At 69.8% G+C, this 16066-nt stretch carries 13 protein-coding genes and 1 tRNA gene; 6 read left to right on the top strand and 8 right to left on the bottom strand.

Annotation, left to right across the window (positions count from 1 at the left end):
- Positions 1-5: 5 nt before the first annotated feature.
- The 4 genes from AC1DQJ_RS11215 to AC1DQJ_RS11200 all read right to left on the bottom strand — a co-directional run bounded on the left by AC1DQJ_RS11215 (position 6) and on the right by AC1DQJ_RS11200 (position 2119).
- Positions 6-554 carry an LptA/OstA family protein gene (locus AC1DQJ_RS11215; RefSeq protein WP_477603229.1) on the bottom strand — a complete coding sequence of 183 codons (549 nt, stop codon included), beginning with the start codon at positions 552-554 and terminating at the stop codon, positions 6-8.
- Positions 555-628: 74 nt separating this feature from the next.
- A complete protein-coding gene (gene lptC / locus AC1DQJ_RS11210; protein ID WP_477603227.1) occupies positions 629-1246 on the bottom strand; it encodes an LPS export ABC transporter periplasmic protein LptC in 618 nt (205 codons plus the stop codon).
- Positions 1247-1253: 7 nt separating this feature from the next.
- Positions 1254-1871 (bottom strand): ribonuclease D, encoded by a 618-nt coding sequence (locus AC1DQJ_RS11205; RefSeq protein WP_477603225.1) that lies wholly within the window; start codon positions 1869-1871, stop codon positions 1254-1256.
- Between the two features lie 161 nt (positions 1872-2032).
- Positions 2033-2119: transfer RNA gene (locus AC1DQJ_RS11200), tRNA-Leu, on the bottom strand.
- Between the two features lie 154 nt (positions 2120-2273).
- Here AC1DQJ_RS11200 and AC1DQJ_RS11195 point away from each other — a divergent pair.
- Positions 2274-3242, top strand: coding sequence for a complex I NDUFA9 subunit family protein (locus AC1DQJ_RS11195; RefSeq protein WP_477603223.1), 969 nt, complete (start codon positions 2274-2276; stop codon positions 3240-3242).
- 7 nt (positions 3243-3249) lie between these two features.
- Here AC1DQJ_RS11195 and AC1DQJ_RS11190 read toward each other — a convergent pair whose 3' ends face one another.
- Positions 3250-4050, bottom strand: a complete 801-nt coding sequence (locus AC1DQJ_RS11190) for an undecaprenyl-diphosphate phosphatase (protein ID WP_477603221.1) — start codon at positions 4048-4050, stop codon at positions 3250-3252.
- Between the two features lie 226 nt (positions 4051-4276).
- Here AC1DQJ_RS11190 and AC1DQJ_RS11185 point away from each other — a divergent pair, with 226 nt between their 5' ends.
- Both AC1DQJ_RS11185 and gltB read left to right on the top strand, forming a co-directional pair.
- Positions 4277-5713 carry an NAD(P)-dependent oxidoreductase gene (locus tag AC1DQJ_RS11185; protein WP_477603219.1) on the top strand — a complete coding sequence of 479 codons (1437 nt, stop codon included), beginning with the start codon at positions 4277-4279 and terminating at the stop codon, positions 5711-5713.
- 32 nt (positions 5714-5745) lie between these two features.
- Complete coding sequence (gltB, locus tag AC1DQJ_RS11180; RefSeq protein WP_477603502.1) at positions 5746-10275, top strand: glutamate synthase large subunit; 4530 nt, start codon at positions 5746-5748, stop codon at positions 10273-10275.
- Positions 10276-10280: 5 nt separating this feature from the next.
- Here gltB and AC1DQJ_RS11175 read toward each other — a convergent pair whose 3' ends face one another.
- Positions 10281-11102: a bestrophin-like domain gene (locus tag AC1DQJ_RS11175; RefSeq protein ID WP_477603217.1), complete on the bottom strand. Its 822-nt coding sequence runs from the start codon at positions 11100-11102 to the stop codon at positions 10281-10283.
- An 88-nt stretch (positions 11103-11190) separates the two neighbouring features.
- Entirely contained in the window at positions 11191-12357 is a 1167-nt protein-coding gene (locus AC1DQJ_RS11170; protein ID WP_477603215.1) for a citrate synthase, read from the bottom strand.
- A gap of 76 nt (positions 12358-12433) precedes the next feature.
- On the opposite strand from AC1DQJ_RS11170, the gene AC1DQJ_RS11165 reads away from it, so the two are divergent.
- Positions 12434-13519 carry a citrate synthase/methylcitrate synthase gene (locus tag AC1DQJ_RS11165; protein ID WP_477603213.1) on the top strand — a complete coding sequence of 362 codons (1086 nt, stop codon included), beginning with the start codon at positions 12434-12436 and terminating at the stop codon, positions 13517-13519.
- A 91-nt stretch (positions 13520-13610) separates the two neighbouring features.
- Positions 13611-14054, top strand: coding sequence for a cupin domain-containing protein (locus AC1DQJ_RS11160; protein WP_477603211.1), 444 nt, complete (start codon positions 13611-13613; stop codon positions 14052-14054).
- 6 nt (positions 14055-14060) lie between these two features.
- Here the strand turns inward: AC1DQJ_RS11160 and AC1DQJ_RS11155 are convergent, their stop codons facing one another.
- The gene (locus AC1DQJ_RS11155) at positions 14061-14924 is read right to left on the bottom strand and encodes an enoyl-CoA hydratase-related protein (protein WP_477603209.1); all 864 of its coding nucleotides are present in this window, start codon (positions 14922-14924) and stop codon (positions 14061-14063) included.
- Between the two features lie 173 nt (positions 14925-15097).
- Here AC1DQJ_RS11155 and AC1DQJ_RS11150 point away from each other — a divergent pair, with 173 nt between their 5' ends.
- The gene (locus AC1DQJ_RS11150; protein WP_477603205.1) at positions 15098-16063 is read left to right on the top strand and encodes a cation diffusion facilitator family transporter; all 966 of its coding nucleotides are present in this window, start codon (positions 15098-15100) and stop codon (positions 16061-16063) included.
- The last annotated feature ends 3 nt before the right edge of the window (positions 16064-16066 follow it).

The following is a 16066-nucleotide window of genomic DNA, read 5'->3' as shown; positions in this document are numbered from 1 at the left end:
AACGCCTAGCGCCGCGCGGCGGACTGGGCCGCCGACGACTGCTGATCAGGATAGATCACCGCGCGCGGCCGGGCCTTGCCGCGCCCCTTGGCGCCAGACTCCATCTGCGCGTCGCCGGTCGCGACATTGACCACCAGCCTGTCGCCGCGGATCACGTTCGAGCCGGACACCGCAACCACGTCGCCGGTGATGATGATCCGCTCGGCCGCCACCTCGTAGGTGGCGTTGTTGCCGCGAACCCGCTGCTGCGGGGTGACGTAGAAGACGTTGCCGATCGCTTCCATGCGCTCGAGCGTGCCGCAGGCGCCGGCCTGGCCGCCGGGCCGCGCCGGGGCCTTCTGCGAGAAGGTCTTCAGCACATCGGCCCGCAGCCGGGTCGTGTCCTGCAGCGCCTCGGCCGAGCCGCTCCAGATCGACAGGCACTGGGTGTTCACCACCTCGAGCGAATCGGCGGTGATATCGACCGGCGCGTCGGAGTTCTGCGAGAGCTGCGCTGCCGCGGGTCCGGCGCACAGTCCAAGCGCCAAGGCCGCGAGGGCCGCCAGCTTCGTCATTTCAAGCCCGCTCATGCTCATGAAGCCCATTTGGGATGCCCGGTTCGAAAGTGCGAGTGCATTCCTGCATAGCTCTACTTCGAATCGATACGTCCGCGCACCCCGCCCTTGAAGACCAGGCGCTCGCCCTTGTCGTACACGCCATAGGACTTCGCGGTGATTTCGCCAAGCGACGAGGCGCCGGAGATCTCGCCCTGGCCTTCCAGCTCGCCGGTGGCGGTGTTGAAGATCGACGACGCGGTGTCGAAGCTGACGTCGCCGCCGCTCATCTTCACTCCGCCGTCCAGGTTCAGCACCCGGCGATCTTCGCGATAGACGCCGGACTTGGCCGTAACCCGGGTCGGATTGGATCCTTCGGCGTCGAGGATCAGGGCCGGCTTGTCCAGCAGCACCCGCTGGTAGTCGTTTTCGTCGCGCACCGCCGTGGAGGCCGTCAGCACGAAGGCCCGCCCCTTCTCGTCCTTGCCGACGAAACGCGGATTGACCAGCTGGATCGGCGCGTCGGCCTCGCGCGGCGCGGCGTCGCGGCCCAGGAAGGTGGTGTGCAGCACGAACCCGACCATGGAGGCCAGGATCATGCCGATCAGGGTCGGCAGGATGACGCGCAGGCGGCGGACCAGCAGCGATCGCCGGCGCCAGCGCTCGAAGTCCGTTGGGACCTGCGGTCGCTCCGAGGCGGCGGCGAGCGTCATCGTCACCTCAGGCGTGAGCGAAGATGTCGACCTCTTCCCAGCCCCTCACGTCCAGCAGGGCGCGGTGCGGGAGGAAGTCGAAACAGGCGCGGGCCAGGCCGTCGCGGCCCTCGCGGACCAGCATGGCGTCCAGCTTGGTGCGCAGGGCGTGCAGGTGCAGCACGTCGGAGGCGGCGTAGGCGACCTGCTCGTCCGACAGCTTGGCCGCGCCCCAGTCGGAGCTCTGCTGCGCCTTGGACATGTCGACGCCCAGCAGTTCCTTGCTGACGTCCTTCAGGCCGTGGCGGTCGGTGTAGGTCCGGGCCAGCTTGGAGGCGATCTTGGTGCAGTAGACGGGTGCGGTCACCACCCCAAGATGCAGGTGGAACATGGCGATATCAAAGCGGCCGAAATGGAAGATCTTCAGGATCTTCGGGTCGGTCAGCACCCGCTTCAGGTTCGGCGCGTCATAGGTCGAGCGGTTCAGTTGAACCAGGTGGGCGTCGCCCTTGCCGTCCGACAGCTGGACCACGCAGAGCGGATCGCGGCCCAGGATCAGGCCCATGGTCTCCGAATCGATCGCCACGGCTTCCGCATCCGCGAACAGGCCGTCGGGAAGGTCGCCGATATGCAGATGGTTGGCCAAGCGCGCCTGTCTCCGAACTGATTTCGCCATTCCTATATAGCGCCCAATCCGCGCCGCACAGGCGCACCCACGACACAGTACGACGCTTACAGCGCCAGAGGGCCCCGCATCGACATGGTCAGCTTGTGGGATTTGGGGCGACCACCCTCGTTTTCCGAGAGTGGTGCCCAGGAGAGGACTCGAACCTCCACGACCTTTCGGCCACTGGCACCTGAAGCCAGCGCGTCTACCAATTCCGCCACCTGGGCCCGATCCGTAGATCAGGAGGCGCGTCCTTTAGGGCGCCGGCTGATCGCGGTCAACGCCCTCTGTGACAGATAATCGAGTCACGTTGCGGCGGGGGGCGGCTTCGTCTATCCGGACGGCTCGTAACCTCTTTGTTTTTCTTTGCGGGCGCACGGCATGCAGGATCTGGTCACGGTCTTCGGCGGATCGGGCTTCATCGGAACCCAGATCGTTCGGGCGCTCGCCCGGCAGGGTCTGCGCATCCGCGTGGCGGTTAGACAGCCGCATCTGGCCCACACCATGCGCCTGATGGGCGACGTCGGTCAGGTCGAGGTGGTCCAGGCCAATATCCGCGACGAGGCCTCGGTGCGCCGCGCCCTCAAAGGCGCCCAGGCCTGCGTCAACGCCGTCGGCATCCATCACGAGACCGGCCGCCAGAAGTTCAAGAACGTCCACGTCGAGGGCGCGGCCAATGTCGCCAAGGTCGCCCACGAGGCGGGCGTCCGCCGGCTGGTGCTGATCTCGGGCATAGGCGTCGATGCGGCCGAGGCCGGCGACTACGTCGATTCCAAGCGCCAGGCCGAGTCGGTCACCCGCGCGGCCTTCCCCGACGCCGTGATCCTGCGGCCGTCGGTGGTGTTCGGCCAGGGCGACAAACTGCTCAACAGCTTCGCCGAGATGGCGGTGTTCAGCCCGGTGCTGCCGCTGATCGGCGGCGACACCCAGCTGCAGCCGGTGCATGTCGGCGACCTCGGCCGCGCCGCGGCCGCCGCGGTGCTGGACCCGGCCGCCGCCGGCCGCACCTATGAGCTGGGCGGCCCGGGCGTCTACACCATGCGCCAAATCCTCGAGCTGGTGGTGGCGGAGACCGGCCGCCGCCGCATCCTGCTGCCGCTGCCGTTCGGCATCGCCAACCTGATCGCCAAGCTCTGCGCGCCGATCGGCCTGCTGACCCCGATCGCCCCGCCGATCACGCCCGGCCAGGTCGAGGTGCTGCAGTCGGACAATGTCGCCGATCCGGCCCTGCCGGGCCTGGCCGACCTCGGCGTCACGGCCCCTGTCTCGATCGAGGCCATCGCCCCGACCTACCTCTACCGCTTCCGCAAGGGCGGCCAGTTCGCCGATCAGGCCGCCACCGCGGCCTGATCTTCCTCTAGCCGAGGAACAGAACGCCCAGGCCGATCGCCCCGACGGCGATCCGCCACCAGCCGTAGGGCGCCAGGCCGTAGCGGTTCACGAAGCCCAGCATGGTCTTCACGACCACCAGCGCCGACAGGAAACTGACCACGAAGCCGATGGCGATGATCCCCAGATTGTCGCCGGTCAACACGTCCTTGTTCTCCCAGAAATCCAGGGCGAAGGCGCCGACCATGGTCGGGATCGCCAGGAAGAACGAGAACTCGGTGGCCGCGCGGCGATCGACGCCCAGCAGAATCCCCCCGACGATCGTCGCCCCGGAGCGCGAAACCCCCGGCACGATCGCCAGGCACTGAAACAGCCCGATCCCCAGCGAGCGCTTCCAGGACAGCTCCATGGCGTCGTCTTCCTTCGGCGCCGGCGTCCAGCGATCGACCAGCAGCAGCAGCACGCCGCCAACGATCAGCGAGGCGCAGATCAGCGCCACGCTCTCGAACAGCACGGTCTTGATGAAATCGTGCAGGGAGAGGCCGACGATCATCGCCGGAACCACCGCCAGCAGCACGCTGGCCGCGAACCAGCGCGCCTTCGGATCGGTCGGCAGGCGGATGAACACGCCCCACAGCCGCTGGAAGTACAGCACCACCACCGCCAGGATCGCGCCCAGCTGGATCATGACGCTGAAGGTGTCCCAGAACCCGTCCGGCAGTCCCAGCAGCTTCTTGGTCAGCAGCAGGTGCCCCGTCGAGGAGACCGGAATGAACTCCGTCAGCCCTTCGACAAGGCCAAGGATGACGGCTGCGATCCAGTCCGGCACGGGCGACTCCATGGATTGAGATTGAACGAGCAAGGGCGATGAACACGGTAAATTTCACGTTCATCCCATTTATGGACCATCTTGCGCAGCATGAGACACGTTCTCTTGAACAAGCCCCGACGACCCGATTCATTTAGTCTATCTTTTTGACTATCAACTTTCACGGGTCGCCATTCGCCGCTAGAGAGCCTGCAGCCTGACATCCGGGCGTGGAGGTTTTGCGGCCATGGCCGAGCGCATGCTGAAGTTCACCACGGTCGAACGGACGACGCCCGCCAAGCGCGCAGCTGAAACCCGCGCGGGCGATTTCCACGAGATCTACGCCGACTTCATCGACGCCAAGGCGGCCGAACAGGCCTCGCGCTGCTCACAATGCGGCATTCCGTTCTGTCAAACCCACTGCCCGCTGCACAACAACATCCCCGACTGGCTGCGGATGACCGCCGAGGGCCGGCTGGAGGAGGCTTACGCTCTCTCGCAGGCCACCAACTCGATGCCGGAAATCTGCGGCCGCATCTGTCCGCAAGACCGCCTGTGCGAAGGCTCCTGCACCATCGAGCAGTCCGGCCACGGCACCGTCACCATTGGTGCGGTCGAGCGCTACCTGACCGACAAGGCGTGGGAGGAAGGCTGGGTCCAGCCGCTGCGCGCCGGGCGCCCACGCGGCCAGTCGGTGGGGATCATCGGGGCCGGGCCCGCGGGTCTGGCCGCGGCCGAGCGGCTGCGCGAAGCCGGCTACGAGGTCACCGTCTACGACCGTCATGACCGGGCCGGCGGCCTGCTGATCTACGGCATCCCCGGCTTCAAGCTGGAAAAGGACGTGGTCGCGCGCCGCACGCAGCGCCTCGCCGAGGGCGGCGTCGAGTTCAAGCTCGGCTTCGAGGTCGGCCGCGACGCCTCCCTGCCCGAGCTGCGCGCCCGTCACGACTCGATCCTGATCGCCACCGGCGTCTACGCCGCCCGCGAGCTGATCGCCCCCGGCGCCGGCTCGGCCGGCGTCACCCCGGCCCTGGACTACCTGATCGCCTCCAACCGCGTCGGCCTGGGCGACAGCGTCCCGGCCTATGACAGCGGCGAGCTCAACGCCGCCGGCCGCGATGTGGTCGTGGTCGGCGGCGGCGACACCGCCATGGACTGCGTGCGCACCGCCGTGCGCCAGGGCGCCAGGTCGGTCACCTGCCTCTATCGCCGTGACCGGGCCAACATGCCCGGCTCAGCCCGCGAGGTCGCCCACGCCGAGGAAGAAGGCGTGGTCTTCGAATGGCTGGCCGCGCCGCGCGCGGTGCTGGGCGAGGCCGAGCGCGCCGACGGCCTGCGCGCCGTCCGCATGCGGCTCGGCCCGCCCGACGCCAGCGGCCGTCAGGCGCCCGAAGAGGTCGAGGATGGTGATTTCGACCTGCCCGCCGGCCTGGTCATCAAGGCCCTGGGCTTCGACCCGGAAGACCTGCCGGGCCATTTCGGCGCCCCCGATCTCGCCGTCTCCCGCTGGGGCACGCTGAAGGCCGACTTCAAGACCCAGGCGACCAGCCTGCCCGGCGTCTTCGCGGCCGGCGACATCGTCCGCGGCGCCTCGCTGGTGGTGTGGGCCATCCGCGACGGCCGCGACGCCGCCGACGCCATCCATCAATACCTGTCGCAGCGTGCGCTGCTGGCCGCGGAGTGATCCCGATGAGCGACCAACACCACCCAAGTGAGATGGACCGCTACCTCGCCAACCGCGCCGCCCTGATCGACGCCCACGCCTACTCCCCCGCCGACGAGCGCGACGCTTGCGGCGTCGGCCTGGTCTGCGCGCTGGACGGCAAGCCGCGCCGCGAGGTGGTCGAATTGGCCATCACCGCGCTGAAGAGCGTCTGGCACCGCGGCGCGGTCGACGCTGACGGCAAGACGGGCGACGGGGCCGGCGTGCTGCTGTCTGTGCCGCAGGACTTCTTCGCCGACCAAGTGACCCGCATCGGCCACGCCCTGCGTCCCGGACCGATCGCCGTCGGCCAGGTGTTCCTGCCGCGCAACGACCTCGGGGCCCAGGAATCGGCTCGGACCATCGTCGAGGCCGAGGCCCTGCGGTTCGGCTTCTACATCTACGGCTGGCGCCAGGTGCCCGTCGACACCTCGGTGATCGGCGAGAAGGCCAACGCCACCCGTCCCGAGATCGAGCAGATCATGCTTTCCCCGCCGGCCGGCCTGACCGGCGAGGCGCTGGAGCGCGCGCTCTTCCTCTGCCGCAAGCGGATCGAGAAGCGCGTCGCCGCCGCCGGCATCCAGCACTTCTACCTGTGCTCGTTCTCGGCCCGGCAGCTGATCTACAAGGGCATGTTCCTGGCCGAGCACATCGACGCCTTCTATCCCGACCTGCGGGACGAACGCTTCGCGGCCGCGGTGGCGATCTTCCACCAGCGCTACTCGACCAACACCTTCCCCGAATGGCGGCTGGCCCAGCCGTTCCGGATGCTGGCCCACAACGGTGAGATCAACACCAAGAAGGGCAACGTCAACTGGATGAAGTCCCACGAGATCCGAATGGCGGCCGACGCCTTCGGGGAAATGGGCGACGACGTGAAGCCGGTCATCCAGGACCCGCACGGCTCGGACTCGATGGCGCTCGACAACACCTTCGAGGTGCTGGTCCGGGCCGGCCGCGACGCGCCGATGGCCAAGGCCCTGCTGATGCCCGAGGCCTGGAACGCTCGCTCCGACGAGCAGATCAAGCCGGCGCACAAGGCGCTCTACGCCTATTGCAACGCGGTGATGGAGCCGTGGGACGGCCCGGCCGCGGTCTGCGCCAGCGACGGCCGCTGGGTGGTGGCCGGCAAGGACCGCAACGGCCTGCGCCCGCTGCGCGTGGCCTATACCGACGATGGCCTGCTGATCATGGGCTCCGAAGCCGGCATGTGCCGGGTCGAGGAAAGCCGCATTGTCCGCAAGACCCACATCCAGGCCGGCCGCATGCTCGCGGTGGACCTGGTCGAGGGCCGGCTCTACGGCGAGGACGAGATCATCGATCACCTCGCCCAGCGCCACCCCTACGACCAGTGGCTGGGCAACATGGTCGATCTGGAAAAGACCATCGCGCCGGGGCCCGAGCCGCGCGCCTATTCCCGCGAGGAGCTGGTCCGCCGCCAGGTCGCCGCCGGCCTCAGCCTTGAGGACCTGGAGCTGATCCTCGCGCCCATGGTCGAGGACGCCAAGGAAGCCGTCGGCTCGATGGGCGACGACGCGCCGCTCGCGGTGCTTTCCGACCAGTACCGGCCGCTGTCGCACTTCTTCCGCCAGAACTTCAGCCAGGTGACCAACCCGCCGATCGACTCGCTGCGCGAGACGGCGGTGATGAGCCTGAAGACCCGGTTCAAGAACCTCGGCAACATCCTGGCCCAGGACGAGGCCCAGACCGACGTGTTCGTGCTGGAGAGCCCGGTGCTCACCACCGGCATGTACCAACGCATCGTCGAGTTCATCGGCGAGAAGAGCGTCGCAGTCATCGACTGCACCATGCCGCTGCCCGCGGCCGAAAGCCGGCCGGGCGACGCCCTGCGCGCCAATCTCGACCGCATCCGCGCCGAGGCCGAGGACGCCGCCCTGCGCGGCTGCGCCACCATCGTGCTGACCGACCAGGCCTGCGGGCCTGACCGCCTCGCCCTGCCGATGATCCTGGCCACCGGCGGGGTGCACTCCTCGCTGGTCGCCAAGGGCCTGCGTTCCTACGTCTCGATCATCGTCCGCTCGGCCGAGTGCCTCGACACCCACTACTTTGCGGTGCTGGTCGGGGTCGGGGCGACGGCGGTCAACGCCTACCTCGCCCAGGAGAGCTTCCAGGACCGCCTCGACCGCGGCCTGACCGGCGAGCTGACGCTCCGCGACCTCTGTGTGAACTTCAAGCACGCCATCGAGGGCGGGCTCCTGAAGATCATCGCCAAGATGGGCATCGCGGTGATCTCGTCCTATCGCGGCGGCTACAACTTCGAGGCGCTGGGCCTCTCCCGCGCCCTGGTCGCCGAGTTCTTCCCCGGCATGCCCTCGCGCATCTCCGGCATCGGCCTGGCCGGTCTCGAGGCCAAGGCGCTCGAGCTGCATCGCAAGGCCTGGGACGCGGCGGCCATCTCGCTGCCGGTCGGCGGCTTCTACAAGGCGCGCCGCGCCGGCGAAGCCCACGCCTTCGAGGCGCGGATGATCCACACCCTGCAGCGGGCCTGCGACGCCGGCGACTACACGTCGTTCAAGGCGTTCTCGGACGGCATGCGACGCATGCCCCACATCCAGCTGCGCGACCTGCTCGACCTGCGCTCCACCGAGCGCCCGGTCAGCGTCGACGAGGTCGAAAGCGTCAACGAGATCCGCAAGCGCTTCCTGACCCCCGGGATGAGCATGGGGGCGCTGAGCCCCGAGGCGCACGGCGTGCTCAACATCGCCATGAACCGGATCGGCGCGAAGAGCGTCTCCGGCGAGGGCGGCGAGGACCCGGCCCGCTACAAGCCGCTGCCCAACGGCGACAATCCCAACTCCGCGGTCAAGCAGATCGCCTCGGGCCGGTTCGGCGTCACCGCGCAGTACCTCAACGAGTGCCGCGAGATCGAGATCAAGGTCAGCCAGGGCGCCAAGCCCGGCGAAGGCGGTCAGCTGCCCGGCTTCAAGGTCACCGAGCTGATCGCCAAGCTGCGCCACTCGACGCCCGGCGTGATGCTGATCAGTCCGCCGCCGCACCACGACATCTATTCGATCGAGGACCTGGCCCAGCTCATCTACGACCTCAAGCAGATCAACCCCGAGGCCCGGGTCTGCGTGAAGCTGGTGGCCATGACCGGCATCGGCGCCATCGCCGCCGGCGTCGCCAAGGCAAAAGCAGACGTGATCCTGATCTCCGGCAATGTCGGCGGCACCGGCGCCTCTCCGCAGACCTCGATCAAGTACGCGGGCGGCCCGTGGGAGATGGGCCTTAGCGAAGCCAACCAGGTCCTGACCCTGAACAACCTGCGCCACTCGGTGCGGCTGCGGGCCGACGGCGGCATGCGCACCGGCCGCGACGTGGTGATCGCCGCCATGCTCGGCGCCGAGGAGTTCGGCATCGGCACCGCCAGCCTGATCGCCATGGGCTGCATCATGGTCCGTCAGTGCCACTCCAACACCTGCCCGGTCGGGGTCTGCACCCAGGACGAGGCGCTGCGCGAGAAGTTCTCGGGCAGTCCGGAGAAGGTCATCAACCTCTTCACCTTCATCGCCGAGGAAGTGCGCGAGATCCTGGCCGGCCTGGGCTTCCGCAGCCTCAACGACATCGTCGGCCGCACCGACCTGCTGCAGCAGGTCTCCCGCGGCGGCGAGCACCTCGACGACCTCGACCTCAACCCGCTGCTGGTCCGCGCCGACCCCGGCGCCCACGCCCCGTTCTGCACGGTGGAGGGCCGCAACGAGGTGCCCGACACCCTAGACGCCCAGATCGTCCGCGACGCCGCCCCGCTGCTCGAGCGCGGCGAGAAGATGCAACTGACCTACACCGTGCGGAACACCGCCCGGGCAATCGGCTCGCGCACCTCCTCACACATCGTCCGCAAGTTCGGCATGGACGGCCTGCCCGCCGGCCACCTGACCGTCCAGCTCAAGGGCTCGGCCGGCCAGAGCCTCGGCGCCTTCGCCGTTCAAGGCCTGCGCATCGAACTGACCGGCGAGGCCAACGACTATGTCGGCAAGGGCCTGTCCGGCGCGACCCTGGTGATCCGCCCTACCCCGCACCTGGCGGCGGCGGAGTCCAACGCCATCATCGGCAACACCGTGCTCTACGGCGCCACCAGCGGCCGGCTGTTCGCCGCCGGTCTGGCCGGCGAGCGCTTCGGCGTGCGCAACTCCGGCGCCACTGCGGTGGTCGAGGGTTGCGGCGCCAACGGCCTGGAATACATGACCGGCGGGACCGTCGTGGCGCTCGGGCCGGTCGGCATCAACTTCGCGGCCGGCATGACCGGCGGCATGGCCTTCGTGCTCGACCTGCACGACCGTTTCCTGACCATGCTCAACACCGACAGCGTCGTGGTCGAACGGATCGGGACCCGCCACTGGGAGGCCGAGCTCAAGGCCCTGGTCGAGGAGCACGCCCGCGAAACCGGCTCAGCCTTCGCCGCCGGCATCCTGCGCGACTGGGACCGCCACCTGCCGAAGTTCTGGCAAGTGGTCCCCAAGGAAATGGTCCACCGCCTCGACAAGCCCCTGGCCGAGGAAGAAGCGGTGCATCACCGGGCCTGAGGGGCCTAGGGCGCGCGCTTGGGGATGCCCGGTCGCGCGGCCGCGGCCATCCCCTCGACCTGCCGGGCCACGTGCTCCATCGGCGTCTGCGGCACCCGCACGCTGCCGATCCGGGGGCTGTCGAGGTCGACGATCAGGCTGATCGCCATCGCCACCAGCACGAACAGGCCGCTGGTCGCCACCAGATGCCGTCGTCGCCCATGCGCCAGGCCGTGGCCCATGATCGCCGCGGTGACCACCGAGAAGATCACCAGCACATGCAGCGCCCGCGCCGGCACCCGTTCCTCCAGCGCCGCCCGTCGCGCCGTCTCCAGGTTGAACATCTCGTTGGTCGGCAACAGCATGCTGATGGCCAGACCCGAGCCCTCGGGCGTGCGCACCGCCGCGTCGAGCTGGCGCCAGATTCGCGCCTGCAGCCCCTCGGCGCGGGCTTCGGCGTCCGTCACCTTCGCCATGTCGTCGCCGAAGTCGTAGAACTCCAGCCGGACCTTCACATAGCCGGCCATGGTCTTGAGCAGGTCGCTCCGATGCGGCTCGGGCAGCAGCTGATAACGCAGCGCCGCCGTCTCGATGGCGTTGGCCTCGGCCACCACCAGCTGACGGCGCTCGACGAAGCGGTCGTTGGCCATGCTGAACACGAAGGCGATCAGCAGGCCCAGCAGGCCGAGCGTCGCGCTCAGCACGTAGCCGGAGCCCGAGCCGTCGATTTCAGCGTCGCCGCTGGCGCGTGCCCGATCGAGAACCCGGGTGTGGAGTCGAAAGCCCAGCTCCACCGCCAGGATGAGCACGGCCGTCAGCAGCACCCAGCCCAACACGGTCGCGCCCATCGTCACCGCTCCTCAGCCCCCAGAAGGCCAAGGTTTCCGGCATTCGACGGCTTCGCCATGGGGCGTCGCCCGGAGGCGGCGCGGAAACCTACCCTACTTCGACGCCCACATACCGCGCCCGCGGGCGGATCAGGCCGCCGGTCTGGCCCTGTTCGATGGCGTGGGCGATCCAGCCGGCGCAGCGGGCTACGGCGAACAACGCGAACGGCGCGTCGGCCGGCAGCTTCAGCGCCGCCCCCATCGCCACCAGCGCGAAGTCGACATTGGGCGCCAGGCCGGTCATCGCCGTCACCGCGCCCTGCAGCCGCGCCATCTCCGCGGTCGGCTCGAACCGCGCCAGCAGCGCCTCGGCCCGCGGATCGACGTCCGCATAGAGGTTGTGGCCGAAGCCCGGGACGATCCGATCCTCCGCCAGCCGCGCCTGCACAGCCGCCCGCGGCCCGTCTTCGGCCGCCTCCCGCGCCAGGCTCTGCACCGCCGCCGCAGCGCCGCCGTGCCGCGGGCCCGACAGCGCCGCCAGCCCCGCCAGGGCGCTGGCCGCCAGCGACGCGCCGGTCGAGGCCGCCACCCTGGCCGCGAAGGTCGACGAGTTCAGCTCGTGGTCGGCCAGCAGCACCAGAGCCCGGCGGATCAGGTCCGCGCCCGGCCCGCCGGGACCAAGGCCCCAGGCCAGGGCCAGCCGGTTGGCGATCGCCCCGCCGCCGACCTCGCCGGCCACCGCGTCGGTCAGCACGTCCAGCAGGGTCGCGGCCTCCACCGCCAAAGCCAGCGGATTGCGTCCCCGCGCCGGCGGATCCTCGCCGGCCCGGGTCGCCAGGGCCAGGAAGGCGCGCGAGCGCATGTTCCCGCCCTGCGGCGGCCGCGGCCGGTCGGTGCGCTTCAGCGCCGCCCCGTGCCCGCCGCGCAGGAGCCGCGCCACCGCCTCCAGCGTCTCGGTGTCGGACAGCTCGACCGCGTCGCGGCCGCGATAGAACAGCCGCCCGCCGGAAATGGTGGTGATCGCCGAGGTCAGCACCGGCTCGCCCCAGGAGATCGCGCCGGCCGCGACCTCCGAGACCTTGCGGCTGCGGCTCTTGCGGTCGGTCAGGGCGGCGATGTCGGCGGCCCGGTAGAGACTGCGCCGCGGGTCGTGCGGATCGGGCCGCACCTGAACCCGCCCACGGCTCACATAGGCGTAGAGAGTCTGCGGCCTCACCCCCAGCCGGGTGCGGGCCTCGTCGGCGGCGATCCATTCGCGGGCGGCTTGGGCAGGCATATATTGATTATATTGATCAAGATTGACCCATTCACATTGAGGGCAAATATCGCGGCGAGCAAGAGGAGTTCTCGCCATGTCCGATGGCCTTGAAGACGTCGTCGCCGCCAACACCGTCATGTCGGAAGTCGACGGCCAGCGCGGTGTGCTGATCATCCGCGGCCACTCCCTCGACGAGCTGGCCGGAAACGCCCGCTTCGAGGACGTCGCCCGCATCCTGTTCGACGGCTTCTTCGACGATCTGCCAGCCGACCTGGCCGCGGCCCTCGGCGCAGCCCGGGTCGAAGTGTTCGGCGAGGTCGCCGCCCTCGACACCGGTCTGCTGGACCGCAGCCCGGTCGAGGCCATGCGCGCCCTCACCGCCCGGCTGGCCGACGGCGACGACCTGGCGGTGGCCCTGCGCCTGCTGGCCGCGCCCTCGGTGTTCACCGCCGCCGTGGTCCGCGCCCAGGCCGGCGAGGCGCCGGTCGCCCCCGACCCCGCCCTGACCCACGCCGCCGACACCCTGCGCATGCTGCGCGGCAAGCCGGCGACCCAGGCCCAGGCCGACGCGCTCGACACCTACCTGGTCACGGTCAGCGACCACGGCCTCAACGCCTCGACCTTCGCCGCCCGGGTGATCGCCTCCACGAGAGCAGGCCTCACCTCGGCCGTGCTCGGCGGGATCAGCGCCCTGAAGGGACCGCTGCACGGCGGCGCGCCCGGGCCGGTGATCGAGATGCTGGACGAGATCGGCCGCCCCGAGAACGCCCGCGCCTGGATCGAAGAGGCCCTGGCCCGCGGCGACCGGCTGATGGGCTTCGGGCACCGGGTCTACCGGGTGCGCGATCCGCGCGCCGATGCGCTCAAGGCGGCGGTCCGCCGGCTGGCCGACGGCTCCAACACCCGCCCCGGCCGCATCGCCTTCGCCGAGGCCGTCGAGGCCGCCGCCCTGGCGATCCTCAAGCAGCACAAGCCCAACCGGCCGCTCGACACCAATGTCGAGTTCTACACCGCCCTGCTGCTCGAGGCCCTGGACTTCCCGCCCTCGGCCTTCACCTGCGTGTTCGCCATGGGCCGGGTCGCCGGCTGGATCGCCCACGCCCGCGAACAGGTCGCCGGCGGCCGCCTGATCCGCCCGCAGTCGGTCTATGTCGGGCCGGCCCCGTTGAAGGCGGCATAGTCGGAGCCTCCTGGAGATCGGCCTCGTTAATGGCTGCGGTCGCGTAACGATGTTATATTTGGCCAACGCCTACGAGCCTGGGAGCGAGACCATGCCAGAGCCACTCGTCGTCACGCCTGCCGACACGCCGCGCCCGCTGAACGTCGTCGGCGAGCAGATCACCGTCCTGGCCTCGGGCGCCCAGACCGGCAGCTACGAGATCTTTCACCAAGCCGGCCCGGAAGGCAGCGGCCCGCCGCCGCATAACCACCCCTGGGACGAAGCTTTCTACGTCACCAAGGGCGAGATCGCCTTCGGCATAGGCGAGCGCGAACTGGTCGCCCAGGCCGGCACCCTCGTGCACCTGCCGGCCGGCGTCACCCACTGGTTCCGGTTCGGCAAAGGTGGCGGCGAGATGGTCTCGATGACCTCGCGCGAAGGCGCCTCGCACATGTTCACCGACTTCGACCGCGAGGTCTCGCCGACCGCGCCCGACATCGAAAAGCTCATCGCGCTCGGCCTGCCCTACGGCCTGGTGGTCCCACCGCCGGCCTAGAGAGACCTAGTCGCCCCACCACGGATAGCCGCGCGGCATGTTCTCCGACACCTTGCCGGGGAAGCTCGGCGCGCGCTTTTCCAGGAAGGCGGCGACGCCCTCCTTCACGTCCGGCCCGGCGCCCAGGGTCATGGCCATCCGCCCGTCGATCTTCAGCACCTCGTCCGGCGAGGGGGCCTCCGACAGCCGCCACAGCATCTGGCGTGTGATCGCCAGCCCCACGGGCGCGGTGTTGTCGGCGATGCTGCGGGCGATGGCGCGGGCGCGGGGCAGCAGCTCTTCGGCCGCCACGACCTCGCTGACCAGCCCGCCTTTCAGCGCCTCGGCCGCCGGGAACAGGCCGCCGTCCAGGCACCAGCGCAGCGCCTGCGGCAGGCCGACGATGCGCGGCAGGAACCAGGCGCTGCCGGCCTCCGGCGCCAACCCACGGCGCGCGAACACGAAGCCGAACTTGGCGGTGTCGGCGGTGATGCGGATATCCATCGGCAGAGTCAGGGTCAGGCCCACCCCGACCGCCGCGCCGTTGAAGGCGGCGATCGACGGCTTGCGGCACTCGTAGATCGCGCCGACGAAACCGGAGCCGCCACCCTGCCGCGGACCCTGGCTGACGTCGCCGAATGAGGCCGATCCCGCCGCCGAGGTGGTGTCGAACGCATCCGCCCCCGCAGAGATGTCGGCCCCGGCGCAGAACGCCCGGCCCGCCCCGGTGACCAGCACCACGCGCACCTCGTCGTCGGCGTCGGCCCGCCGGAATGCGGCGGCCAGTTCCTCGCCCATGAGAGCGGTGTAGGCGTTGAGTTTGTCGGGCCGATTGAGGACGATCTCGAGAATGCCGTCCTTAAGCTCGCTACGAATATGAGACTCGGACATCACGTTCCTCCCAGTTCGCGCGACCCACGCTAGGAGGTTGACGCCACGGAGGCGAAGCCCGTCGTCAACGGTGTCACCCCTCCGGCCGCGCCGAAACCGGGATGACACTCCGTAGGCCCCTCCCGAGAGTCGTTCGCGCTGGGGTTGCCGAGCGCGCGGCGCTATGAGAGGCCATGACCCCCGCCCCGCGCCTGGCCCTGGAAGAGACCGCCGCCCTGACCCGCAGGATCACCCTGGCCTCGACCCTGGTGGCCGGCGTGCTGGTGGCGATCAAGGGCGGGGTGTGGTGGATCAGCGGCTCGGTGGCGCTGCTGGCCTCGGCGGCGGACTCGGGCCTCGACCTGTTGGCCTCGCTGGTCACCTTCTTCGCCGTTCGCTACGCCGCCAGCCCGCCCGACGCCGAGCACCGGTTCGGCCACGGCAAGGCCGAGGCTTTCGCCAGCCTGATGCAGGGCGGCCTGGTGTTCGCCTCCGCCGCCCTGGTCGGGCGCGAGGCGGTTGGCAGCCTGATCTCCCCGCAGCCGGTCCGCCAGGAAGGCCTGGCCATCGCCGTCATGCTGGTCTCCATCGTGTTGACCGGCGGCCTGATCGCCGCCCAGGGCTACGTCCTGCGCCGCACCACCTCGGTGGCGGTGGCCGGCGACCGCGCGCACTACGCCACCGACCTTGCGTCCAACCTCGCCGCCCTGCTCGGGATCGCTGGCGCGGCCCTGTTCGGATGGAGCGGCCTGGACGCCGTCGCCGCCCTGGTTGTCACCGTCCTCTTGCTCTGGGGCGCAGTCAGCGTGTTCCGCGAGGCCGCCGCCCAGCTGATGGATCGTGAGCTGCCCCAGCCCGAGCGCCGGCGCATCGTCGAGCTGGTCACCAGCGACCCAGGCCTCACCGATGTGCACCAGCTGCGGACCCGCGCCTCGGGTCCGTACGTTCACATGCAGATGCACGTCGATCTCGACCCCAGCCTGTCCCTGGAACAGGCCCACGCCGCCATGGTGGCCGCCGAAAAGCGGATCCTCAGCGAGTTCCCCAGCGCCGACATCATCATCCATCCGGACCCGCGCGGCGCGGCCGAACCGCACGGCGGCGCCTTCGCCGAAGGCGCGCTCGGTAAACGTGGCCTTAACGAGGACGCGCGAGACTAGGCC

Source organism: Phenylobacterium sp. P4_E10 (genome assembly GCF_056401675.1).
This window is presented reverse-complemented; position numbering and strand designations above follow the sequence as displayed.

Excerpts from the sequence above, each read along its gene's own strand:
- AC1DQJ_RS11215 (WP_477603229.1), bottom strand. The coding sequence starts at position 554 with ATGACGAAGCTGGCGGCCCTCGCGGCCTTGGCGCTTGGACTGTGCGCC.
- lptC (WP_477603227.1), bottom strand. The coding sequence starts at position 1,246 with ATGACGCTCGCCGCCGCCTCGGAGCGACCGCAGGTCCCAACGGACTTC.
- AC1DQJ_RS11195 (WP_477603223.1), top strand. The coding sequence starts at position 2,274 with ATGCAGGATCTGGTCACGGTCTTCGGCGGATCGGGCTTCATCGGAACC.
- AC1DQJ_RS11185 (WP_477603219.1), top strand. The coding sequence starts at position 4,277 with ATGGCCGAGCGCATGCTGAAGTTCACCACGGTCGAACGGACGACGCCC.
- gltB (WP_477603502.1), top strand. The coding sequence starts at position 5,746 with ATGGACCGCTACCTCGCCAACCGCGCCGCCCTGATCGACGCCCACGCC.
- AC1DQJ_RS11175 (WP_477603217.1), bottom strand. The coding sequence starts at position 11,102 with ATGGGCGCGACCGTGTTGGGCTGGGTGCTGCTGACGGCCGTGCTCATC.
- AC1DQJ_RS11170 (WP_477603215.1), bottom strand. The coding sequence starts at position 12,357 with ATGCCTGCCCAAGCCGCCCGCGAATGGATCGCCGCCGACGAGGCCCGC.
- AC1DQJ_RS11165 (WP_477603213.1), top strand. The coding sequence starts at position 12,434 with ATGTCCGATGGCCTTGAAGACGTCGTCGCCGCCAACACCGTCATGTCG.
- AC1DQJ_RS11160 (WP_477603211.1), top strand. The coding sequence starts at position 13,611 with ATGCCAGAGCCACTCGTCGTCACGCCTGCCGACACGCCGCGCCCGCTG.
- AC1DQJ_RS11155 (WP_477603209.1), bottom strand. The coding sequence starts at position 14,924 with ATGTCCGAGTCTCATATTCGTAGCGAGCTTAAGGACGGCATTCTCGAG.
- AC1DQJ_RS11150 (WP_477603205.1), top strand. The coding sequence starts at position 15,098 with ATGACCCCCGCCCCGCGCCTGGCCCTGGAAGAGACCGCCGCCCTGACC.